The following is a 22347-nucleotide window of genomic DNA, read 5'->3' as shown; positions in this document are numbered from 1 at the left end:
TCCTGCAAGAGCTAAAGCTCGCGGCGGGACGCCGCTCCCACGACTTCCAGGGACATCTCGCGCTCCGGTGAATGGGCCCACAGCGCTGCCAATGTCTGACCCGACTTGGGATCTACGAAATCAGGCGCGATGTCGGCCAGAGGCTTCAGCACGAAAGCGTGCCTCAACTCCGGGCGCGGAATACGCAAACTCCCCGCCCCCTCCATCACCAGATCGTCGTAGAACACGATATCGATATCCAACGGACGGTCGCCGAAACGCGGGCCGCTGCGGTCGCGGCCATGCGCGTCTTCCAGCGCATGCAGCCAATCGTTGAGCGCATGCACGTCAAGATCGGATTCGATGATCGCCGCCGCGTTGAGGAAGTCGGCGCCTTCGAAGCCGATCGCGGCGGTACGGTAGACCGGCGAAAGGACCAGCGCGCCGAAGCGCGCGCGTAATGCGGACACGGCGGAAGCGAGATTCCTTTCCGCTTCCATGTTGCTGCCCAGACTGAGGTAGGCCTTGCCCACTAAATTGTCATCCTTAGCGCGAGCGGCTCATTCGCGCGAACGCTCGATGACCACACCCACTGCCACCGCACCGCGTACCGCGCCAGGCTTGCTGAGTTTCAATCTCAGCCAGGACACGCCGAATTCCGCCAGCACGATTTCCGCGCAGCGCTCGGCCAGCGTTTCCACCAGGCCGTAGTCGGATTGGGAGACGAATTCGATCAGCCGCTTGCTGACCGCCTTGTAGTTGAGCGTATCGGCGATGTCGTCGCTGGCCGCGGGCTTGCGGTTGTCGAAACCCATCTCCAGGTCGAAGCGCAGCGTCTGGCGGATACGCCGCTCCCAATCGTAGATGCCGATGAGGGCGTCTATTTCGAGACCTTCTATGAAGACTTTGTCCATGGCAGCCGGGCACGCGAGTTAGGTGACAGAAGTGTTGAGAAACAAAAGCGTAACCGCTTTTGCTCGTCATCCCAGCGAAAGCTGGGATCCATTTTGACTTTGCTCGTAGCTACCGACGCTGACAAGAAGCAAGATCAAGATGGATCCCAGCTTTCGCTGGGATGACGACGCTCATTTTTCGCCGTTACTGTTGGAACTCCGGCTTCGTCTCGCCCACTACAGGCAACGTCGCCATGTCCCACCGCGGGGTGACTTTCACCGCTGCGGTTTCGTATTGCCCCGCCTGCAGCCGCAACGCGCCCGCGAAAGCGATCATCGCGCCGTTGTCAGTGCACAACGCCGGGCGGGGGAAGCAGGCGCGTCCACCGCGCTTACCGGCGATGTCGTGCAGCTTCTCGCGCAGGCGCTTGTTGGCGCCCACGCCGCCGGCGATCACCAGGGTGTCGCTGCCCGCCGCTTCCAGCGCGCGTTCGCACTTGATGGCCAGAGTGTCCACCACCGCGTCTTCGAAGCCGCGCGCGATGTCGGCGCGGGTGGCGTCGGACTGGTCGCTGTCGCGCCAGGCCAGCATCACCTGGGTCTTCAGGCCGCTGAAGCTGAAATCCAGGCCGGGCCGGTCGGTCATCGGCCGGGAGAACTTGTAGACGCCCGGGCGGCCGGTCGCCGCCAGCGCCGCCAGCTGCGGCCCGCCGGGGTAAGGCAGGCCCATGACCTTGGCGGTCTTGTCGAAGGCTTCCCCGGCCGCGTCGTCCAGGGTTTCCCCCAGCAACCGGTAGCTGCCAATGGCGTCCACCGCCACCAGCTGGGTATGCCCGCCGGAGACCAGCAAGGCCACGAAGGGCGCTTCGGGTGGGTCGTCTTCCATCAAAGGGGCCAGCAGATGGCCTTCCATGTGGTGCACGCCCACCGCCGGGACTTCCAGCGCCCAGGCCAGGGAACGGGCTACTCCCGCCCCGACCAGCAGCGCGCCGACCAGCCCGGGGCCGGCGGTATAAGCCACCCCGTCCAAGTCTTCGAGCTTCAGATCGGCTTCGGCCAGGGTCTGTCTGACCAGCGGCAGCAGCTTGCGGACGTGGTCGCGGCTGGCCAGTTCGGGCACCACGCCGCCGTATTGGGCATGCAGGGCGATCTGGCTGTAGACCGCGTGGGCGCGCAGCCCGGCGCTGCCCGGCAGGGCCGTGTCGTAGACGGCCACGCCGGTCTCATCGCAGGAAGTTTCGATACCGAGGACGCGCATGGGCTCAAAATGGGGGCTTGTGGGCGGTAATCCAGCGCCCGGGCGGCTTGCAGGCAGCCCCGGGGTGCCGTTATCATACGCGGCTCGCCGGGACTGACCCGGTTGTTTGTGTCCCGGAGATTCCATGCCCAGCGTCAAAGTCCGCGAAAACGAGCCTTTTGAGTTTGCTCTGCGTCGCTTCAAGCGTACCTGCGAAAAAGCCGGTGTTCTGGCCGAAACCCGCAAGCGCGAGTTCTACGAGAAGCCGACCCAGGAACGCAAGCGCAAGGCCGCTGCTGCGGTGAAGCGTCAGCTGCGTCGCAGCTCGCGCGATGTCACCAAGCGCCAGCGCCTGTACTGAGCCGCGTCGCTTCGCCAGAAGCCGGCACGCGCGAGCGTAGCCGGCTTTTTGTGTTTTTAGCCTTTGGAGATTCCGCATGACCCTGAAACAGCAACTCGTCGAAGACATGAAGGCCGCCATGAAAGGGGGCGACAAGCACACCCTGGGCGTGGTGCGCCTGATCAACGCCGCCATCAAGCAGCGCGAAGTGGACGAACGCATCGAGCTGGACGACGCCGCGGTGATCGCTGCGATGGAAAAGATGGTCAAGCAGCGCAAGGATTCGGTCAGCCAGTTCGAAGCCGCCAATCGCGAGGACCTGGCCGCCGTCGAGCGTGCGGAAATAGTGGTGATCGAGAAGTACCTGCCGGCCAAGCTGGGCGAAGCCGAGATCCTGGCCGCCATCGAGGCTGCCATCGCCGAAACCGGCGCCACCGGCCCGGCCGACATGGGCAAGCTGATGGGCGTGCTGAAGCCGAAGCTGGCCGGACAGGCCGACATGGGTCTGGTGTCGGCGCTGGTGAAGAAGAAATTCGCGGGCTGAGTTTTTTCTCCTTCCCCTTCAAGGGGAAGGCCGGGATGGGGATGGTTTTCCCGTCCGATCCCATTGATTCACTTTCGCAGCCACACCATCCCCATCCAACCCTCCCCTTGAAGGGGAGGGCTAAGTTGTTCCGGCCATGACCGAATCCATCGCCTCTCCGAAATATCGAACTGCGTCCCGCGACGCGCGCGGACGTGCCGCAAATCCTGGCTTTCGTCCGCGAGTTGGCCGAGTACGAGAAGCTCGCCCATGAGGCCGTCGCTACCGAAGCCGGCATGACCGAGCAATTGTTCGGTGCGCGCCCCGCAGCGGAAGTCGTGATGGCCGAAGTCGACGGCCAACCCGCTGGTTTCGCCCTGTTCTTCCACAATTTCTCGACCTTCCTCGGCCAGCGCGGCCTATACCTGGAAGATCTGTTCGTCCGCCCGCAATACCGCGGTCTGGGCCTGGGCAAGCGGCTGATGGTCCACCTGGCCAAGCTGGCGACCGAGCGCGGCTGCGGCCGTTTCGAGTGGTCGGTACTGGACTGGAACGAACCGGCCATCCGCTTCTACCGCAGCCTGGGCGCGGTGGGCCTGGAGGAATGGACAGTGCAACGGCTCAGCGGGCCGGCCCTGCACGCGCTGGCCGCGGAGTCGGACCGACCCGGACGCTAGGGCCGGGTCGAGTCCGCCTCGCAAACGATTGATGCTGGGCTCAGTTGGCTTGGCGGCAATCCCGAAGCTCCATGCTTTCGGGGTCGATCTTGTCTACCGTACCTGCCAATTTCACCCAATCCCCCTCGGACAGGGTGAGGAAGAACTTCGCCTGGTCCGGTGCCAGCACGCACTGGATCATGAAGTTGTTGCTGTTGTACGTGGAACTCTGGCGAATCTTGAGCAAACCGCGGGTCTGCGTGACCAGGTAGGCGACCACCAATTCGCCGCTGAACTCATTCCGCGACACTGTGTAGATCTGCCCATCGATCCGGTATTTACGTCCCTTGTATTTGGCGATGATGGGTGCGAACGCTTCTTTGTGTTCGCCCGCGGTCGCGTAATTGGTGGAACCGATCAGGAGATTGCCGAGCGTCCCCTTGCTTTTCACCCCCGCCATCGTCTTCTGGATCTCGCGGCCGATTTCCGCCGACAGCTTCGGGGCCTCGGCATCGATCACCTGGCCCGCGCCGCTGCTCTTGCGCACGGCGGCGGCGATCGCCTCGCCTTCCTTGCCGGTCTTGAGCATGGCGAGCATCGAGCAGATTTCCTTACGCGCATCCGCCACCTCCACCTTCTGGCCACGCGCCAGCTTGGTGCCCAGCGATACCTGTCCGGAGCTATCGGCCTGCGCCCGCATCACGATGGGCGTGCGGAGATTGGTTTGGGTAAAGAACAACTCGCCGGAATTTCCGGTGATCGACTCGTTGCCGATCTGGTAGCTTTTGTCGAGAGCAATCTTCTGCAGCTGGCCCAAGGCGCTGCTGACGCTCAGCCCCGGCTTTTGCACCTCCCCCATGAACAGCAGACCGTTGCGCGGGTCGCCGACCGCCTCGAAACCGTCTTCGCAGGTGCCGGCGCGAGCGGCCGCGGACAGGGCCAGCAGGCCGGCCAGACACAACATCCTATTCACCATATAACCTCCCTATGCTTTGGCTTTGACTTGAGCGGTACCCGCTCGTCCTGAACGAGCTGCGGCGCCCACGATTCCGGTGTGATACCCGCAGCGGATCGATCATACTTGAATCGCCGAAAATCCTAATACCCGCGATCGCGATGCACCCCCCGGCATCCACCGCGGCAGTTACCCTAACGAGCCGGCCCCGCCGGCCCCGCAACCGAGGCTTCCAACCCCAGCATGGCGCGCATTCCCGACGCCTTCATCGACGACCTCCTGGCGCGCACCGACATCGTCGAGGTGATCGGTACGCGCGTGCCGCTGAAACGGCAGGGCAAGGAGTATTCGGCGCGCTGCCCGTTCCACGACGAGCGTTCGCCGTCGTTCACCGTGTCGCAGACCAAGCAGTTCTACCACTGCTTCGGTTGCGGGGCGCACGGCACCGCCATCTCGTTCCTGATGAACTACGACCGCCTGGAATTCCTGGATGCGGTCGACGAGCTGGCCAAGCGCGTGGGCATGGAAGTGCCCAAGGAAACGCGGACCCGCAACGAAACCGACGATGGCCGCGACATGTACGCGGCGCTGGACGCGGCCGCCAAGTTCTTCCAGCGGCAACTGGAGGACAGCGAGAAAGCCAGGGCCTATCTCGATCAGCGCGGCGTCGACGACGGCATCCGCACGCAGTTTTCCATCGGCTATGCGCCGGATGGATTTTCCGGACTCAAGGACGCGCTGGGCACGGACGAACGCCGGATCAAGCTGCTCGACAAGACCGGCATGCTGTCCAGAAGCGACAACGGCCGCGTCTACGACAAGTTCCGCGACCGGGTGATGTTCCCCATCCACGACCGCCGCGGCCGCGTGATCGCCTTCGGCGGCCGTGTGCTGACCAAGGACGACGGCCCCAAATACCTCAACTCGCCGGAAACGCCGCTGTTCCACAAAGGCCGCGAACTCTACGGACTGTGGCAGGTACGGCAGGCCAACCAGAAGATCGAACGGTTGGTGGTGGTGGAGGGCTACATGGATGTGGTGTCGTTGTTCCAGTACGGGGTGACGCAGGCCGTGGCGACGCTGGGCACCGCGACCACGCCCGATCATGCCGAGCTGCTGTTCCGCAATTCGCCGGACGTGTATTTCTGTTTCGATGGCGACGCCGCCGGCCAGCGCGCCGCCTGGAAGGCGCTGGAGTCGGTGCTGCCGCGCATGAAGGACGGGCGACAGGCGTTCTTCCTGTTCCTGCCCGATGGCGAGGATCCGGACAGCATCGTGCGCAGCGAGGGCGCGGCGGGTTTCGACATGCGTCTGCAGCAGGCCACGCCGTTGTCGCAGTTCTTCTACGATGAGCTGGGCAAGGACGTTAACCTGTCCACGCTGGACGGCAAGGCGCGTCTGGCCGAGCGCGCGAAACCTTTGCTGGCGCAGATACCCGATGGCGCGTTCGGCGACCTGATGCGGCAGCGGCTGGGCGAAATCACCGGCGTAGGCGTGCAGCAACAGCCCGTCTTGCCCGAAAAACCCAAAGTGGCATCCCGCGTGCCGGCGCAGGCGCAGAAGCGCAGCCTGGTGCGTGGTGCGATCACCGTCTTGCTGCAACAGCCTTCGTTGGCGCTATCGCTGGAACCACCCTATGGATTCAAGGATCTCAACCAGCCCGGGGTGGGATTGCTGGTGGAGCTCTTGTCGTTGGTGCATGCGCGGCCGGAAATCACCACTGGCGCGCTGCTGCAGCATTTCTCGGAACGTGAAGATCTCACCGCGCTGCAGAAGCTGGCCTCGGAAGTAGTGCCCGGCGATGAAGGCAAGTGGCGACAGACGCTGATCGACGCGGCCGAGCAATTGGAGGACCAGGCCATCCAGCAGCGCCTGACCGAGTTGCAGGCGAAGATGGGCGCCGGCCCGCTGGATGTCGCCGACAAGTACGAACTGATGACCCTGCTGCAGGCGCAGCGCCGGCGCGGCAAGCAGCCCGCCTGACCGTACCTGACTGGATGGCGGCTTTGTAGAGCCGAGCTTGCTCGGCTGCTCTTGAACCTGCGCAAAGAACAGCCGAGCAAGCTCGGCTCTACAAAGCATGACATTAGTCATGAGCATGTGCGCTTTTCACAGGTTACAGTCCTGCGATCGCCTCCCGGAGAGCCCTGATGCGTCGCATTGCTTACACGTTGTGCGCCGGCTTGCTGCTGGTTTCCGCGCTGCCCGCTTCGGCCCAGCGCGCGCCGGAGGTGCAGCGCCTGGAACAAGGCAACCGCATCACCGAGAACGTCCCGGAAATACCCGCGGAACTGATCGAACGGCTGGACCGTTACCAGAACACGCGCGGCGCATCCTTCGCCGGCTGGACCAAGGACGGCTGCGTGTTGATCAGCACCCGTTTCGCCGAGACCGCGCAGGCGCACCGCGTGTGCCAGCCGATGGGCATGCGCGAGCAGCTGACGTTCTATCCCGAACCCATTTCGGGATTGACTTCTTCGCCGGCTGCCGCCTGGCGCCAGGGTTTCGTCTTCGCCAAGGACAAGGGCGGCGATGAATTCTCGCAGCTGTACTGGTTCGACGAATCGACCCGCTCCATCACTCTGTTGACCGATGGCAAGCGCACGCAGAACGGCAGCGCGACGATCAGCCGCGACGGCGGCCTGATGGCCTACACCAGCACGACGCGCAACGGCACCGACCGCGATGTGTGGGTGCGCGACACCCGCGCCGGCACCTCGCGCCCGCTGGTGACGGCGGGCGGCAGCTGGAGCCCGATGGATTTCTCGCCCGACGGCAAGCGCTTGCTGGTGGTGAAGTACGTGTCGGCCAACGAGTCGTATCCCGGTGTGGTCGATCTGGCGAGCGGCAAGCTGGAGCTGTTTCCCGTGGACGGCGGCAAGGCGGCGTTCGCCGGTTTCAAATTCGCGCCGGACGGCAAATCGGTGTACTTCATCTCCGATGAGCCTTTCGACGGCAAGCCCAGCGAATTCCAGACCCTACGCTTCCACGACCCGGAGGCCGGCAAGTTCGAACAGTTGAGCGGCGGCATTCCGTGGGATGCGGAAGGGTTGGAAATCGCCGATGACGGCAAGCACCTGGCGTTCGTCACCAATGAAGACGGCATCAGCAAATTGCACGTGCTGTCGCTTCCCGGCCATCGCCCGGTGAAGTTGCCGGAGCTGCCGGTGGGGGTGATCGGAGGGCTTGGTTTCTCGCCAGATGGGAAGCGTCTGGCGCTGAGTCTTAACACCGCCACCTCGCCCAGCGACGTGCATGTGATCGACCTGGCCAGCAGCCAGCGCACGCAGTGGACGCGAAGCGAAGTCGGCGGCCTGGATGCGTCGAAGTTCGTCGCGCCGACGCTGGTGCGCTTCCCTACTTTCGACCAGGTGGACGGCAAGCCTCGCACCATCCCCGCGTTCTACTACCGCCCCGCCAAGCTGCCGGCCAACGGCAAACTGCCGGTGGTCATCAATATCCACGGCGGTCCGGAGAGCCAGGCACTGCCCACGTTCACTCCCAGTTTCCAGTTCATGGCCAACGAGCTGGGCGTCGCGGTGCTGGTGCCCAACGTGCGCGGCTCCTCGGGCTACGGCAAGACCTACCTCACCCTGGACAACGCGGAAAAGCGCGAAGACTCGGTGAAGGACATCGGCGCGCTGCTCGACTGGATCGCTACGCAGCCCGAACTCGACGCCAGCCGCGTGGGGGTGGCCGGCGGCAGCTACGGCGGCTACATGGTGCTGGCCTCGCTGATGCACTACGGCGACCGCATCCGCGCAGGCGTGGACACGGTCGGCATTTCGCATTTCGGCACCTTCCTCAACAACACCGAAAGCTACCGCCGCGACCTGCGCCGCGCCGAATACGGCGACGAGCGCGTGCCGGAGATGAAAGCGGTGTTCGACCGCATCTCGCCGTTGAACAACGCCAGCAAGATCAAATCGCCGCTGTTCGTGGCCCAGGGCCGCAACGATCCGCGCGTGCCCTATACCGAAGCCGAGCAGATCGTGAAGGCGGTGCGCGGCAACGGGCAGCCGGTGTGGTTTCTGATGTACGCCGACGAAGGCCATGGCTTCAAGAAGAAGACCAATAGCGATTACTTCGGCGCAGCGGCGATACGGTTCTGGCAGGAGTATCTGTTGAAGTAAGCGGAGTGGTGCGGATCTGCACCGCTTAGCGCAGGTCCTTCACCACTTCCCCGCCCTTCATCACGAACGGAATCGTTTCGAGCAGGCTCACATCCTGGGTCGGATCGCCGGAGACGGCGATCAGATCGGCCCAGCGATCTTTCTCGATCGCACCGACATCCTTGCGGTCCAGGGCCGCGGCCGCATCCAGCGTTGCGCTGCGGATCGCTTCCACGGGCGTCATGCCGTAGCGGACCATCACCTTGAACTGGCCCGCGTTCAAGCCATGCGGATAGACCCCGGCATCAGTGCCGTAGACCATTTTCGCGCCGGCGGCGTGGGCGCGGCGAAAACCTTCGCGCTGGATATCGGCGACTTCGCGGTCCTTGCGCAGGTTGTCCTCCAGCACGCCGTTCTTCTTGCCTTCGGCCTGGGTGTAGTCGGTGTTGTAGATGTCCATCGACAGCCACGCACCGTGCTTCTTGGCCAGGGCGATGCCTTCGTCGTCGATCAGGCTGGCGTGCTCGATGGTGTCCACGCCGGCGCGGATGGCGTCCTTGATGCCCGAGGCACCGTGCGCGTGCGCGGCCACCTTGAGGCCCTGCAGATGGGCTTCGTCGGCGATGGCTTTCATCTCCTCCAGGCTCAGCTGCTGCTGGCCGGGCTCGGTGTTGCGCGAGAACACGCCGCCAGTCGCGCAGATCTTGATGACCTGCGCGCCGTACTTGCGCAGCTCGCGCACGCGCTTGCGGCCCTCTTCGGGATTGTCGGCGTTGAACGGACTCTTCTGCTCCATCGACGGCGGGAAAAAGGTCGAGTCGCAATGGCCGCCGGTGGCGCCGAACGAATGACCTGCGGTGACGATGCGCGGCCCCATAATCTTGCCCGCATCGATCGCCTGGCGCAGGCCGACATCGTTCCAGGCATCGGCGCCGACGTTGCGCACCGTGGTGAAACCGGCCGCCAGTGTCTTCTGCGCGTGGACGACGGCCAGCACCGACCAGAACCGGTCGCTGAACTGCAGCCCGGTGTAGCCGCCATAAGTGGGATCGCTGTCCAAATGCACGTGCATATCGATCAACCCCGGCAGCAAGGTCATGCCTGGCAAATCCACATGCTTGGCGCCCGCCGGAACCGTGGCGGCGCCGCTGCCTGTTTCAACGATGCGGCCGTTGCGCACCAGCACATGGGGATGATCGATCAGGCGGCCGCTGCGGACGTCCAGCATGCGGTCGGCGGTTATCCATAGCGCTGGCTCGGTGGCGGTTTCCTGCGCGGCAACCGCGCCGGCGCCGAACGCCATGGCCAAGAATAGGCAACTCGAAGCAATCCTGCGCCGTTCGATCATCTTTGCGATTCCCCTTGTTATCGACCTATCGAGTATAGGCAATACCGGCAAGGGGCGGAGCAACCGTCGCTCAGGCTTGCGGCACGAACTCGATCAGCGACGCCGGCTGCAGCAGCGGCATCAACCAGTGGTCGGCCAACAGAAACGCGAACAGCGCCATCAGGTAGACGATGGAATAGTTGAACACGCGCATCGGGAAGAATTCGTCGGGCGGATCCAGCAATCGCCACGCGTACCACAGGAACACCGCGCCCAGCACCAGCGCCCCGCCCAGATAGAAGAAGCCGCTCATGCCGATGATGCACGGCAGCACCGTCACTTCCACCAGCAGCACCGTGTAGAACAGGATCTGCCAGCGGGTATAGGTCACGCCGTGGGTCACCGGCAGCATGGGCACCAGCGCGCGCGCGTAGTCTTCGCGGCGGAAGATCGCCAGCGCCCAGAAGTGCGGCGGCGTCCACACGAAGATGATCAGCACCAGCAGCAGCGCGTGGGCCCAGTCCCAGCGCCCGGTCATGCCGGTGATCGCGGCCCAGCCGAGCAGCGGCGGCGCCGCGCCGGCGATGCCGCCGATGACGATGTTCTGCGGCGTAGCCCGTTTCAGGAACACGGTGTAGACCACCGCGTAGCCGATCAGCGAGGCGAAGGTCAGCACCGCGGTGATCGTATTGACCCACAGCACCAGCACCGTCATCGAGATCGCCGCCAGCACCAGCGCGAACACCAGCGCCTGCCACGGCTGCAGTTGCCCGACCACCAACGGACGCCAGGAGGTGCGCGCCATCTTCGCGTCGATGCGCGCGTCCAGGATCTGGTTGATGGCCGCGGCGCTGGAAGCCGCCAGCCAGATGCCGAGGAAGCCGAGCGCGCCACGCTTCAACTGCTGCGCATCAGGCATGCCGTCGATGGCCAGCAGCATGCCCACCAGCGCGGTGAACACGATCAGCGCGACTACGCGCGGCTTGGTGAGGCTCCAGTACTGGCGTACGACCGACATCGTCATTCCAATTTGCGCAAACGCGCCAGCAGCGAGACCAGCGCGAACAACAGCAGCGCGGCGCCCGCGTTATGCGCAACCGCTACGTGCAGCGGCAGAGCGAGCTTGACGTTGAGAATGCCAAGCGAGACTTGGGCCACGACCAGTACGAACAAAGCGGTGGACCAGCCGCGCATGCCCGGCGTGCGCAGCAGGCGCACGGCGAACGTCAACAAGTACAGAGCGAGAACGACCGCGACGATGCGATGCGCCATCTGGATGGCGATGCGCGAAGCGCCGTCCAGCACGCCGCCTTCGTAATCCACGCCGACGCCGCGCCAGAGTACGAAGCCTTCGCGGAAATCGTGCGGCGGCCACCACTGGCCCACGCACTTGGGGAAATTGTCCGCCGACCAGCTGCCCGCGCCGCAGGACAGCGCGGCGTAGTTGGCGCTGACCCAGCCGCCGAGTGCGATCTGCAATCCCAGCAGCACCAGTCCGGCGATCACCCAGCGCTTCAGCGCGATAGCTTCGACCACGATGATCGGCCGGTCGATCGCGCGCCACGCCATCCAGGTCAGCAGTGCGAAGGTAGTCAGGCCGCCCAGCAGATGGCCCATGACCACGATGGGCTTGAGCAGCCAGGTCACCGTCCACATGCCCAGCAGCGCCTGGAAGATGATTACCGCAAGTGTGAATGCACCGACCCGCGCCAGGTCCACGTTGGACCAGCGCAATGCGGCGAAAAGGAGAACGACTTCGCCCAAGACCGCCAGCACCGATGCCGCCTGGTGTTCGCCGCGCATGTACAACGGAATTGCAGTGGCCACCAGCAACGAAGCAATCACGATCTGTGCGATGCCGTAGCGGCGCTTGCGCGCGGCCAGCACCGCCAGCAACAGCACCAGCACGCCCAGCGAACCGGCCAGCATCCTGTGCACCTGCTCGCGCCAGGCCTTGTGGGTTTCGAACGGGCGGATGGCGCTGGCGGCGTGATCGTTCACTTCGCTGGCGGCCTGCGGCCATGCGGCGCGTCCGTAGCAGGTCGGCCAATCGGGACAGCTCAGGCCTGCGTCGGACAAGCGCACGAAGGCGCCGAACACCACCACGCACAAGGTCAGCGCCACGGCGAGCCAGGCGAAGCGGTGGAAATGCTTGTAGACGGCAGGACGGGCGAGCAGGTTCATCAGATCAACTTGAGCAATTTCGAAACGTCGGTGCGGATGAAGCCCGGATCGGTGCCCGGCGCATAGCGCAGGATCACGAAGCCGTTGGGATCGATCACGTACAGCGGCACGCCGGCCGGATCGTTCACGCGCGGCAACGCAGCCAGCAGTTCGGGCGTGGGTTGCAACAGGCGTAACGACGGCGTCTGGGGAGCGCCGGCGGGATGGGAACCGATCCAGAGGATTTCGACGTGGTCGGCCTTGTTGCCGAACAGCTGCCACACCACGTCCAGATCCTTGGCCAGTTTCAGGCAGGCGCTGGCGCAGTCGGCCGGCGGCGCGACCGCGATCCGCCACATGCGTTCGGCCGGCTGCCATGCGTAGTCGCCGCCGTCCTTCAGCTTGGGCACCACTGCGCGCGCATCCACCGCCGGGCGCAGCATCTCGCCATGGGCTTTGGTGCCCTGCGGCTGCCAGCCGCTGAAGCGCAGGATGCCGGCGCCGAAAATGGTGCCGAAGAACAGCAGGAAGATCAGCACCAGGATCCAGCGTCCGCGGCGGATCCGCGCCGCCTCGGAGGGGGTCGGGAGAGGGGGAGTCGAACTCATGTCCGGCATTTTCTCATGCGCAGCGGCTCTACGCTGCCTGCGAATGCCGCCGGCGCTTGCGCAGCGTCAGCACCAAGGCGGTGATCAGCACGGCCAGCGCCAGTCCGAACCATTGCACCGCGTAGCCCAGGTGGCGTTCGGGCGGCAGGGTGTTGGGCAGAATATCCAGATCGCGCAGGTAGCCGACCTTGAGCGCGGGATCCAGACGCAGCACGCGCGGAGCCAGCGTCGGCAGCTTGAGCGCATTCGAAAGCACCGCATGGTCGAGGCTGGTCGCCAGCAGATTGCCGTCGGCCTGCGGCGAAGCAACCGCGGCGGCGAGGCCCGCCGATGGCGGCGGCGCCAGCAGACCGGCCACCTGCGTGGTGGCCGCAAACGAATCGATGCGGGGAAGGCTGCGATCGCCCGGCAACGGCAACCACCCCAGTTCGACCAGCACCGGCGGTGTGCCGGCGGCATCGCCCTGGGGCGCGCCAGGTTGGAACACGCGGTAGACGCGCACGCCCGAACGCCCTTCGCTGGTCTGGTTGTCCAGGAGTACTGCGGGCTTGTCCAGGAAACGGCCCTGCCCTTGCGCCCAGTCGTAAGCGGCGGCGCGCGCCGGATCGGCGGCGGCGCGCAGCGGCAAGGGCATGCGTGCGGTCAGTACGCCCTGCGACTGAGCCAGCATCGCCTGCTTCTGCTTGCCGCGATCCAGCTGCCAGACACCGAGACTGCAGAACAGCGCCATCGCCAGCACAGCGAGCGCCCAACCGAACAGACCGTTGCTGGTCCGGCTCACGCGTGCTTGCCCCGCGCCTGCGATAATAGGGGCCTTGATACTACGTGCCCACCGCCGGACGAAAGCACCATGAACGACTCGCTGAAAACCCTGCTGATCATCGCGTTCCTGATAGTGATCCTGTGGAACCTGGGCGCCGGCCTGTACTACCTGCTGGTCGACAAGGGCCAGAGCAAGCGTACCGTCAATGCGCTGACCCGGCGCATCGCCTTCTCGGTGGCGCTGATCCTGCTGGTGGCACTGGGCATCTATACCGGCGTGATCAAGCCGCACGGTATCGGCGGCTGAAACGAAAGCCCCTCTCCAGCGGGAGAGGGGTTGGGGTGAGGGTACGGCGAAAAGGACATTCTGCCGGCAACAAAGCGAATGAAGGACTGACTACCAACCCGCACTGTTCGCCATCTCGCTTCGCCGTACCCTCATCCGGCGCTGCGCGCCACCTTCTCCCGACGGGAGAAGGAGCGCATCAAAGCACGTAGACGAACAGGAACAGTCCCAGCCACACCACGTCGACGAAGTGCCAGTACCACGCGGCCGCTTCGAACGCGAAATGGTTGTCCTTGGTGAAATGGCCCCTGGCCACGCGCAGCCACATGATCAGCAGCATCAGCGTGCCCAGGAACACGTGCGCGCCGTGGAAGCCGGTGAGCATGAAGAAGGTGGAACCGTAGATGCCCGAACCCAGGGTCAGGTTCAATTCCTTGTAGGCGTGGATGTACTCCTCGGCCTGGAAGGTGAGGAACAGGCAGCCCAGCACCACGGTCAGGCCCAGCCAGATCAGCACCTGCTTGCGGTTGGCCGCTTTCAGCGCATGGTGGGCGATGGTCAGGGTCACGCCCGAGCTCAGCAGGATCAGGGTGTTGACCAGCGGCAGGCCCCAGGCCGGAATGGTCTGGAACGCGCCACCGACCTGTGCCGGACCGGAGGTCGGCCAGGCCGCGCTGAAACCGTCCCACAGCAGCGCATTGGTCATCACGCCGTCGCCTTCGCCGCCCAGCCACGGCAGCGCCAGGTTGCGCGCGTAGAACAGCGCGCCGAAGAACGCGCCGAAGAACATCACCTCGGAAAAAATGAACCACACCATGCCCATGCGGAAGGACACGTCCACCTGCTTGTTGTAGCTGCCGGTGATCGACTCGCGGATCACATCGCCGAACCACATGAACAGCGTGGCGCAGAGCATGACGATGCCGGCGAAGAACGCCCACTTGCCCCATGCGGTCTCGTTGAGCCAGCTGGCTACGCCCAGCATGGTGGTGAACATGGCGATGGAGCCCACGAACGGCCACTTGCTGTGGTGCGGTACGTAGTAGACGTTGGCGTCCGGCGAATGCGATTGGGCCATGGCGGGGTCGTTCCTGTTGCTGATCTGGTGGCTGATCTTATGGGTATTTACGGAGCCGCGAGCGGCGACGACGAAGTCTTACCCGAACCCAGGCGCGCGGTCAGGGCATCGTTCTTGAAGAAGGTATACGACAAGGTGATGGTTTTCACGTCGGCCGGCAGGTCGGGATCGACGATGAAACGCACCGGCATGTCGCGCTTCTCGCCGGCCTGCAGGGTCTGGGCGGTGAAGCAGAAGCATTCGGTCTTGGTGAAGTAGCCCGACGCGCGCGCCGGCGCCACCGAAGGCACCGCGCTGCCGACGATGGCGCTCTTGCCGTCGTTGCGCGCGAAATACAGGGCCTCGTTCAACTCGCCCGGCACCACCTGCATGGTCAGCTGTTCCGGATGGAACGCCCACGGCAGCTTGGAGTTCACGCCGCCGTCGAATTGCACGGTGACCGTGCGCGCTTTCTTGTCCAGCGCGGCGGCGCGGGCTTCGCCCGGACCCTGTTCCAGACGGATCCCGAATACTTTTTCGCAGGCGATGCGGTAAAGCGGCACCAGCGAGAAGGTGAAAGCGAAGGCCGCCAGCGACACGCCCACCAGCTTGAACAGTCCGGCCGTGTTGGACCTCGCTGTGTTGGGCTTGTCCGCGTTCATTGCGCGACCACGCCGGAGAGGATGAAGGCCAAGTAGATCGCCAGCGCGATCCCACCGATCACCAACGCCGTACGCCCCGCGCGCTTGCGGCGCACGGCGAGGTCATGCTCCGTAGAGCGAGCGGCGGGACGGGTGGGTTCGCTCATGGTCCGATCAGTGGGTCACGTCGTCGTGAGCCAGATCACCCGGACGGATCACCGGCGGCGTGGTGAAGGTGTGGTGCGGCGCCGGCGAAGGCACCGTCCATTCCAGACCGCGCGCATGTTCCCAGGCGCGCGCTTCGGCCTTGGCGCCGTTGCGCAGCGAGGACCACAGCACCAGGCCCATGATGAAAGGGGTGGCGAACATGCCGAATGCGCCGATCGAGCTGATCAGGTTCCAGTCGGCGAACACCGGGTTGTAGTCCGGGATGCGGCGCGGCATGCCGGCCAGGCCCAGGAAGTGCTGCGGGAAGAACAGCAGGTTGACGAACACAATGCTCCACCAGAAGTGGAACTTGCCCCAGAACTCGCTGTACATCCGGCCGGTCCACTTCGGCCACCAGTAGTAGACCGCGGCGATGATGCCGAACAGCGCGCCGGTGACCAGCACGTAATGGAAGTGCGCGACCACGAAATAAGTGTCGTGGTACTGGAAGTCCGCCGGCACGATGGCCAGCATCAGCCCGGAGAAACCGCCGATAGTGAACAGGATCACGAAGGCGATGGCCCACAGCATCGGCGTCTCGAAGGAAAGCGACCCTCGCCACATGGTGCTGACCCAGTTGAACACCTTCACCCCGGTGGGGATGGCGATCAGCATGGTCGCGAACATGAAGTAGATTTCGCCGCCCAGCGGCATGCCCACGGTGAACATGTGGTGCGCCCAGACGATGAACGACAGGAACGCGATCGAGGCGGTGGCGTAGACCATGGCCTGGTAGCCGAACAGCGGCTTGCGGCTGAAGGTCGGCAGGATCTCGCTGGCGATGCCGAACGCCGGCAGGATCATGATGTAGACCTCCGGATGGCCGAAGAACCAGAAGATGTGCTGGTACATCACCGGGTCGCCGCCGCCGGCCGCGTTGAAGAACGAAGTGCCGAAGAACTTGTCGGTCAGCAGCATGGTCACCGCGCCGGCCAGCACCGGCATCACCGCGATCAGCAGGAACGCGGTGATCAGCCAGGTCCAGCAGAAGATCGGCATCTTCAGCAGATCGATGCCCGGGGCGCGCATGTTGAGGATGGTGGCGATGATGTTGATCGCGCCCATGATCGAGCTGACGCCCATCATGTGGATGGCGAACACGGTGAAGGCCACGTTGTAGCCGCCCTGCAGCGACAGCGGCGGATACAGCGTCCAGCCGCCGGCCGGCGCGCCGCCCGGCAGCACCAGGGTCAGCAGCAGCAGGGTGAAGGCGAACGGCATGATCCAGAACGACCAGTTGTTCATGCGCGGCAGCGCCATGTCCGGCGCGCCGATCTGCAGCGGCACCATCCAGTTGGCCAGGCCCACGAACGCCGGCATCACCCCGCCGAAGATCATCACCAGCGCGTGCACCGAAGTCATCTGGTTGAAGAACTCGGGCTTCACGAACTGCAGGCCCGGCGTCATCAGTTCAAGGCGGATCACTACCGACATGCCCGCGCCGATGATGAACATGATGAAGCTGAAGATCAGGTACAGCGTGCCGATGTCTTTGTGGTTGGTCGAGAAGAACCAACGCTCGATGAAGCCTTGCTTGTGGCCGTGATCGTCATGGTGGGCGACTTCGGAATAGGCCATGGGGTGTTACCTCAAAAAAAATCGAATGCGGGCTGGCGAAAGATCGGCGCGGAAGCGCTCAGACCTTGGCGGGTTCTGGGGCGGCGGGCGCGGCTTCGGCCGGCGGCGCCACAGCGGGAGCTGCTTCGGTCGGCGCAGCCGCGGGCGTAGCGGCAGGGGCCGGAGCAGCAGCAGGCGCGGGTGCGGCCGGCTTGCGCGAGGCCAGCCAGGTCTTGAATTCTTCCTTGCTCACGGCCTTGACCACGATCGGCATGAAGCCATGGTCCTTGCCGCACAGCTCGGCGCACTGGCCGCGGTAGATACCCGGGGTCTGGATATCGGTCCAGGCCTCGTTGATGATTCCGGGAATGGCGTCCTGCTTCCAGCCCAGCGCCGGCACCCACCACGCGTGGATCACGTCGTCGGCAGTGATGACGAAACGGATCTTGGTGTTGACCGGCAGCACCAGCTGGTTGTCGACATCGAGCAGGTAGTGCGGATTGGCCGCAACGGTCGGCTTGGCGCCGCTCTGGCGGATGCGGTCCGACTCGTGGTCCAGGCGGCTGGTGAACTGCACGTCTTCGCCCAGGTATTCGTATTTCCACAGCCATTGCACGCCGGTGATCTTCACCGTCATTTCCGAATCGCGGGTGTCGTACATGGCGATCAGCTTGGCCGTGGCCGGCCAGGCCATCACGATCAGGATCAGGATCGGGATCACCGTCCAAATGATTTCGGCCGTGGTGTTATGGCTGAACTGCGCCGCGACCGCGCCCTTGGAATGGCGGAACTTGAACATGGCGTAGGCCATGGCGCCGAACACGATGATGCCGATGACCACGCACACGTACAGCGCAATCATGTGCGCGTCGTAGGCGTGCTGGGCGGAGGTGGTGACGCCCTTACCCATGTTGAGCTGCCAGGGCTTGGGGTCGGCCGATTGCGCCCAGGCCAATGCCGGCGCCAGCAACAGTGCGCAGGCCGCACCCAGAGACCGTGTGACCCGCTTGAAGAAACCTTTCGCTTGCGTCATTGCCTAGACCCTTGTGCGTCATCGGTAGCGGCTTGCCGCCGCCAGTAAATCCTGCAACTGCCTTGCCAGCTCCCGGCGTTCGGCCGGACCGAGGAAGTTGCCCACCTCGACCCGCCTGCCGCTGGAAGCCAGCGAAATCCTTTCGCCTTCTTCTTCGATAAGCAGTCGCACCCAATAGGGATGCGCCCGGAATATCGCCTCTGCCTCTGCCCCGTTTCCGTCGCTGCGGCTTACTTCCACCACCTCGGGACCGATGGTGATGCATTCCCCGCGCTCGCCGCTGCGCCACAACCAGCGCAACGCCGCCGCCACGATCGCGCTATGCAGCAACGCGAAGGCCGGCGCGAATACGTTGCCGGCCAGCCAGCCTGCGCTGGCCACCAACCACATCGTTCCGGCCAGTGCCGCGAACAGCGCCCTGAACTGGTGGGCCGTCAGCGCCCGGGGCGGTCGCAGGCTGAGCCTTGCGCCATGCCCGATCGGGAAAGACGGAACCACTTCGATCATGTCGCCAACTGCGCTTTTTGGCCGCAGGAAACCCTGTAAATGGTAGCCGCCGCACCCCCGAGCGGCAAGCTTCGGTGATGCGGGCAGCCGCTGATCGGGCCGCCGCCGGTGCCCCTGCAGCGCGTCCCACCGCATATCCGGCGCGTGGATGCCCTGATATTCGGCAGTTCCTACGGTGATATGGCGGGAGCGCAAGCTCTACACTATCGGGCTCCCGAGGCATGCCCGACACCCTATGACCACCTTGCCCGCCGGTGCGACCGCTGCGCCGCCCCTCGCCGATGCCCTTCTGTCCCCGGGAATGCCGTCACCGGAAATCCTGTCGCCGGAACTGCCCGCTGAAGCGGCCCCGCTACGCCGCGCCATCACCGCGGCGTGGATGCGCGACGAAGCTGAACATGTACGCGAACTGCTGGAGCAAGCCCGTTTGCCCGCCGAAGAGCAGGCCAGGGCCCAGGCGTTGGCCGCCGATCTGGTGGGCCGGGTCCGTGCCCGCGCGCAGGACCAGGGCGCCATCGAGGCCTTCATGCGCCAGTACGACCTGGGCAGCGAGGAAGGCGTGCTGCTGATGTGCGTGGCCGAGGCGCTGCTGCGCATCCCCGACCAGGACACCGCCGACAAGCTGATCCGCGACAAGCTGGGCGACGCGGACTGGAAGAAGCACATGGGCGAAAGCGACTCGGTGCTGGTCAACGCTTCCACCTGGGGCCTGATGCTCACCGGCAAGCTGGTCAGTCTGAACGACCTGACCCGCCACGATGTGCGCGGCGCCTTCAAGCGGCTGGTCGGCCGGGTGGGCGAACCGGTGATCCGCCTGGCCGTGCGCCAGGCGATGCGGATCATGGGCCACCAGTTCGTGATGGGCCGCACCATCGCCGAGGCGCTGACCCGCAGCCGCAAGGGCGACAACGCCAACTACCGTTATTCGTTCGACATGCTGGGCGAAGGCGCGCTGACCTCCAAGGATGCGGCGCGCTATCTGGAAGCCTATCGCCAGGCCATCCACGCCATCGGCAAGACGGGGCCGTTCCCCGATGTCTTCGCCGCCCCCAGCATCTCGATCAAGCTGTCCGCACTGCACCCGCGCTACGAGCACGCCAAGCGCGCACGCGTCATGGCCGAGCTGGCCCCTGGCATCCTGGAGCTGGCGCAGCTGGCCAAGTCCTACGGCATCGGCTTCACCATCGACGCCGAGGAAGCCGACCGCCTGGAGCTTTCGCTGGACCTGATCGAAGCGACCTTCTCGGACAAATCGCTCGATGGCTGGGAAGGCTATGGCCTGGCCGTGCAGGCCTATCAGAAGCGCACTCCCTACGTGATCGATTTCCTGGCCGACCTGGCCCGCCGCGTCGGTCGTCGCATGCCGGTGCGCCTGGTCAAGGGCGCGTACTGGGACGCAGAAGTGAAACGCGCACAGGTGGAAGGCCACCCGGGCTATCCGGTGTTCACGCGCAAGCCCAATACCGATGTTTCCTATCTGGCCAATGCGCGCAGGATGCTGGACCAGAGCGATGCGTTGTACCCAATGTTCGCCACCCATAACGCGCAGACCATCGCCGCGATCCGCTCCATTGCCAATGGTCGCGACTACGAACACCAGAAACTTCACGGCATGGGCGACGACCTGTACGCAGAAGTGATTCCCGCCGACCGCCTGGGCGTGCCCTGCCGCGTGTACGCGCCGGTCGGTTCGCATGAGGACCTGCTGCCGTACCTGGTGCGGCGCCTGCTGGAAAACGGCGCCAACTCCAGCTTCGTCAACCGCATCACCGACGAGAACGTGGCCATCGAAGACCTGATCCGCGACCCGGTCGAAACCGTGTCCGCGTTCGACTCCATCCCGCACCCGCGCATCCCGCTGCCGGTGCGACTTTTCCAGAACCAGGCGCCAAGCCTGAGCACCGACAGGAAGAACTCCATGGGCGCCAACCTCGCCAACGATCAGGATCTGCGAGCGCTCGCCGAGCAGGTCAACGCCGCTTTCGCGCAAGCCGGCCCGCACGGCTGGCGCGCCGCGCCGCTGGTGCCGGGCGCAGTGCTGTCCACGCGCGCGCTGCCGGTGACCAATCCCGCCGATCGTCGCCAGACCGTCGGCGAATGGCATGCAGCCGATGCCGCCATCGTCGAGAAAGCCCTGCAGAACGCGGTCGCCGCGCAGCCCGGCTGGGACCGCACCCCCGCCGCGGGCCGCGCGACGATCCTGGAACACGCCGCCAGCTTGCTGGAAGCGCGCATGCCCGAGTACATCGCGCTGTGCGTGAAGGAAGCCGGCAAGACCATTCCCGACGGCGTGGCCGAAGTGCGCGAGGCGGTCGACTTCCTGCGCTACTACGCCGCCCAGGCGCGCACGCAGTTCGGCGCGCCCGAACGCCTGCCCGGCCCCACCGGCGAATCCAATGAGCTGCAGCTGCACGGGCGCGGCGTGTTCGTGTGCATCAGCCCGTGGAATTTCCCGCTGGCCATTTTCCTGGGACAGGTCGCAGCCGCGCTCGCCGCTGGCAACAGCGTGATCGCCAAGCCGGCCGAGCAAACCAACCTGATCGGCCATGCGGCGGTGAAGCTGCTGCACGAAGCCGGCGTGCCGGAGAACGTGGTGCAGTTCCTGCCCGGCGACGGCGCGGTGGTCGGTGCGGCACTGACCAGGGATCCGCGCGTGGCCGGCGTGGCCTTCACCGGCTCCACCGACACCGCGCGCGCCATCAACCGCGCCCTGGCCGCGCGCGACGCCGCCATCGGCGTGCTGATCGCCGAAACTGGCGGCCAGAACGCCTTCATCGCCGACTCTTCCGCGTTGCCGGAGCAACTGGTCAAGGACGCCATCGGTTCGGCCTTCACCTCCGCCGGCCAGCGCTGTTCGGCCGCGCGCGTGCTGTTCGTGCAGGAAGACATCGCCGACAAGGTGATCGGCATGCTGGCCGGCGCGATGGACGAATTGAAGGTGGGCGACCCCGGCCTGCTCTCCACCGACGTGGGCCCGGTGATCGACGCCGACGCGTTGAAGATCCTGCAGGACCATGCCGAACGCATGGACAGGGAAGCCAAGCCGATCAAGCGCGCGCATACGGACGCCTCCACCGCGCACGGCACCTACTTCGCGCCCGGCGCCTGGGAACTGCATTCGCTGGACCAGCTGCACAAGGAAGTCTTCGGCCCCGCTCTGCACGTGGTGCGCTGGAAAGGCGAGGAACTGGACAAGGTCATCGACGCCATCAACGCCACCGGCTACGGCCTGACCCTGGGCGTGCATTCGCGCATCGACGAAACCATCGACCGCATCGCCGCACGGGTGAAGGTGGGCAATGTCTACGTCAACCGCAACCAGATCGGCGCGGTGGTCGGTGTGCAGCCGTTCGGCGGCCAGGGCCTGTCCGGCACCGGCCCCAAGGCCGGCGGCCCGCACTACCTGCCCCGTTTCGCCACCGAGAAGACGGTGACTGTGAATACCACGGCGGCCGGCGGCAATGCCTCGCTGCTGACCCTGGGCGACTAGGTTCGCGAGCCTCC

At 65.1% G+C, this 22347-nt stretch carries 22 protein-coding genes; 7 read left to right on the top strand and 15 right to left on the bottom strand.

The window, feature by feature from the left end; all coding sequences use genetic code 11:
- Positions 1–11: 11 nt before the first annotated feature.
- The 3 genes from folK to tsaD all read right to left on the bottom strand — a co-directional run bounded on the left by folK (position 12) and on the right by tsaD (position 2130).
- Positions 12–512: a 2-amino-4-hydroxy-6-hydroxymethyldihydropteridine diphosphokinase gene (folK, locus tag BLR66_RS17315; protein ID WP_093289822.1), complete on the bottom strand. Its 501-nt coding sequence runs from the start codon at positions 510–512 to the stop codon at positions 12–14.
- A gap of 27 nt (positions 513–539) precedes the next feature.
- On the bottom strand, positions 540–893 hold the full coding sequence (gene folB / locus BLR66_RS17310) for a dihydroneopterin aldolase (RefSeq protein ID WP_093289821.1): 354 nt from the start codon (positions 891–893) through the stop codon (positions 540–542).
- A 184-nt stretch (positions 894–1077) separates the two neighbouring features.
- Positions 1078–2130: a tRNA (adenosine(37)-N6)-threonylcarbamoyltransferase complex transferase subunit TsaD gene (gene tsaD / locus BLR66_RS17305; RefSeq protein WP_093289820.1), complete on the bottom strand. Its 1053-nt coding sequence runs from the start codon at positions 2128–2130 to the stop codon at positions 1078–1080.
- Between the two features lie 124 nt (positions 2131–2254).
- On the opposite strand from tsaD, the gene rpsU reads away from it, so the two are divergent.
- The 3 genes from rpsU to BLR66_RS17290 all read left to right on the top strand — a co-directional run bounded on the left by rpsU (position 2255) and on the right by BLR66_RS17290 (position 3649).
- Entirely contained in the window at positions 2255–2470 is a 216-nt protein-coding gene (gene rpsU, locus BLR66_RS17300) for a 30S ribosomal protein S21 (protein WP_002808376.1), read from the top strand.
- Positions 2471–2546: 76 nt separating this feature from the next.
- On the top strand, positions 2547–2993 hold the full coding sequence (locus BLR66_RS17295; protein WP_093289819.1) for a GatB/YqeY domain-containing protein: 447 nt from the start codon (positions 2547–2549) through the stop codon (positions 2991–2993).
- Positions 2994–3157: 164 nt separating this feature from the next.
- Positions 3158–3649: a GNAT family N-acetyltransferase gene (locus tag BLR66_RS17290; RefSeq protein WP_093289818.1), complete on the top strand. Its 492-nt coding sequence runs from the start codon at positions 3158–3160 to the stop codon at positions 3647–3649.
- 40 nt (positions 3650–3689) lie between these two features.
- Here BLR66_RS17290 and BLR66_RS17285 read toward each other — a convergent pair whose 3' ends face one another.
- Positions 3690–4592, bottom strand: a complete 903-nt coding sequence (locus BLR66_RS17285) for a hypothetical protein (protein WP_093289817.1) — start codon at positions 4590–4592, stop codon at positions 3690–3692.
- 234 nt (positions 4593–4826) lie between these two features.
- Between BLR66_RS17285 and dnaG the strand changes: the two genes are divergently transcribed.
- Together dnaG and BLR66_RS17275 are read left to right on the top strand one after the other, a co-directional pair.
- Positions 4827–6566 carry a DNA primase gene (gene dnaG, locus BLR66_RS17280; protein ID WP_093289816.1) on the top strand — a complete coding sequence of 580 codons (1740 nt, stop codon included), beginning with the start codon at positions 4827–4829 and terminating at the stop codon, positions 6564–6566.
- 167 nt (positions 6567–6733) lie between these two features.
- Positions 6734–8716: a S9 family peptidase gene (locus BLR66_RS17275; RefSeq protein WP_093289815.1), complete on the top strand. Its 1983-nt coding sequence runs from the start codon at positions 6734–6736 to the stop codon at positions 8714–8716.
- Positions 8717–8741: 25 nt separating this feature from the next.
- On the opposite strand, the gene BLR66_RS17270 is transcribed toward BLR66_RS17275, so the two are convergent.
- From BLR66_RS17270 to BLR66_RS17250, 5 genes are all read right to left on the bottom strand, one after another.
- Complete coding sequence (locus BLR66_RS17270) at positions 8742–9998, bottom strand: Xaa-Pro dipeptidase (RefSeq protein ID WP_093289940.1); 1257 nt, start codon at positions 9996–9998, stop codon at positions 8742–8744.
- A 115-nt stretch (positions 9999–10113) separates the two neighbouring features.
- Positions 10114–11040 (bottom strand): heme o synthase, encoded by a 927-nt coding sequence (locus BLR66_RS17265; RefSeq protein WP_176943938.1) that lies wholly within the window; start codon positions 11038–11040, stop codon positions 10114–10116.
- 2 nt (positions 11041–11042) lie between these two features.
- The gene (locus BLR66_RS17260) at positions 11043–12206 is read right to left on the bottom strand and encodes a COX15/CtaA family protein (protein ID WP_093289813.1); all 1164 of its coding nucleotides are present in this window, start codon (positions 12204–12206) and stop codon (positions 11043–11045) included.
- Complete coding sequence (locus BLR66_RS17255; RefSeq protein WP_093289812.1) at positions 12206–12793, bottom strand: hypothetical protein; 588 nt, start codon at positions 12791–12793, stop codon at positions 12206–12208. The genes BLR66_RS17260 and BLR66_RS17255 overlap by 1 nt, the downstream gene beginning before the upstream one ends.
- A 28-nt stretch (positions 12794–12821) precedes the next feature.
- Positions 12822–13523 (bottom strand): SURF1 family protein, encoded by a 702-nt coding sequence (locus BLR66_RS17250; RefSeq protein ID WP_093289939.1) that lies wholly within the window; start codon positions 13521–13523, stop codon positions 12822–12824.
- A gap of 120 nt (positions 13524–13643) precedes the next feature.
- On the opposite strand from BLR66_RS17250, the gene BLR66_RS17245 reads away from it, so the two are divergent.
- Positions 13644–13862: a twin transmembrane helix small protein gene (locus BLR66_RS17245; protein ID WP_093289811.1), complete on the top strand. Its 219-nt coding sequence runs from the start codon at positions 13644–13646 to the stop codon at positions 13860–13862.
- Positions 13863–14040: 178 nt separating this feature from the next.
- On the opposite strand, the gene BLR66_RS17240 is transcribed toward BLR66_RS17245, so the two are convergent.
- From BLR66_RS17240 to BLR66_RS17220, 6 genes are read right to left on the bottom strand one after another with little or no spacing between them, the layout of a single operon-like run.
- Positions 14041–14919 (bottom strand): cytochrome c oxidase subunit 3, encoded by an 879-nt coding sequence (locus BLR66_RS17240; protein WP_093289810.1) that lies wholly within the window; start codon positions 14917–14919, stop codon positions 14041–14043.
- Between the two features lie 47 nt (positions 14920–14966).
- Positions 14967–15560: a cytochrome c oxidase assembly protein gene (locus BLR66_RS17235; protein WP_093289809.1), complete on the bottom strand. Its 594-nt coding sequence runs from the start codon at positions 15558–15560 to the stop codon at positions 14967–14969.
- The gene (locus tag BLR66_RS19270; RefSeq protein ID WP_176943937.1) at positions 15557–15706 is read right to left on the bottom strand and encodes a hypothetical protein; all 150 of its coding nucleotides are present in this window, start codon (positions 15704–15706) and stop codon (positions 15557–15559) included. The genes BLR66_RS17235 and BLR66_RS19270 overlap by 4 nt, the downstream gene beginning before the upstream one ends.
- A 7-nt stretch (positions 15707–15713) precedes the next feature.
- Positions 15714–17324: a cytochrome c oxidase subunit I gene (gene ctaD, locus BLR66_RS17230; RefSeq protein WP_093289808.1), complete on the bottom strand. Its 1611-nt coding sequence runs from the start codon at positions 17322–17324 to the stop codon at positions 15714–15716.
- Positions 17325–17382: 58 nt separating this feature from the next.
- Positions 17383–18336: a cytochrome c oxidase subunit II gene (gene coxB, locus BLR66_RS17225; RefSeq protein WP_093289807.1), complete on the bottom strand. Its 954-nt coding sequence runs from the start codon at positions 18334–18336 to the stop codon at positions 17383–17385.
- 18 nt (positions 18337–18354) lie between these two features.
- A complete protein-coding gene (locus BLR66_RS17220; RefSeq protein WP_093289806.1) occupies positions 18355–18843 on the bottom strand; it encodes a DUF2244 domain-containing protein in 489 nt (162 codons plus the stop codon).
- A 301-nt stretch (positions 18844–19144) separates the two neighbouring features.
- Here BLR66_RS17220 and putA point away from each other — a divergent pair, with 301 nt between their 5' ends.
- Complete coding sequence (gene putA, locus BLR66_RS17215) at positions 19145–22333, top strand: bifunctional proline dehydrogenase/L-glutamate gamma-semialdehyde dehydrogenase PutA (protein ID WP_093289938.1); 3189 nt, start codon at positions 19145–19147, stop codon at positions 22331–22333.
- The last annotated feature ends 14 nt before the right edge of the window (positions 22334–22347 follow it).

The organism is Pseudoxanthomonas sp. CF125, from assembly GCF_900104085.1.
Taxonomy (GTDB): domain Bacteria; phylum Pseudomonadota; class Gammaproteobacteria; order Xanthomonadales; family Xanthomonadaceae; genus Pseudoxanthomonas_A.
The sequence above is the reverse complement of the archived record's forward strand: the minus strand, read 5'-3'. Positions and strand labels throughout refer to the sequence as shown.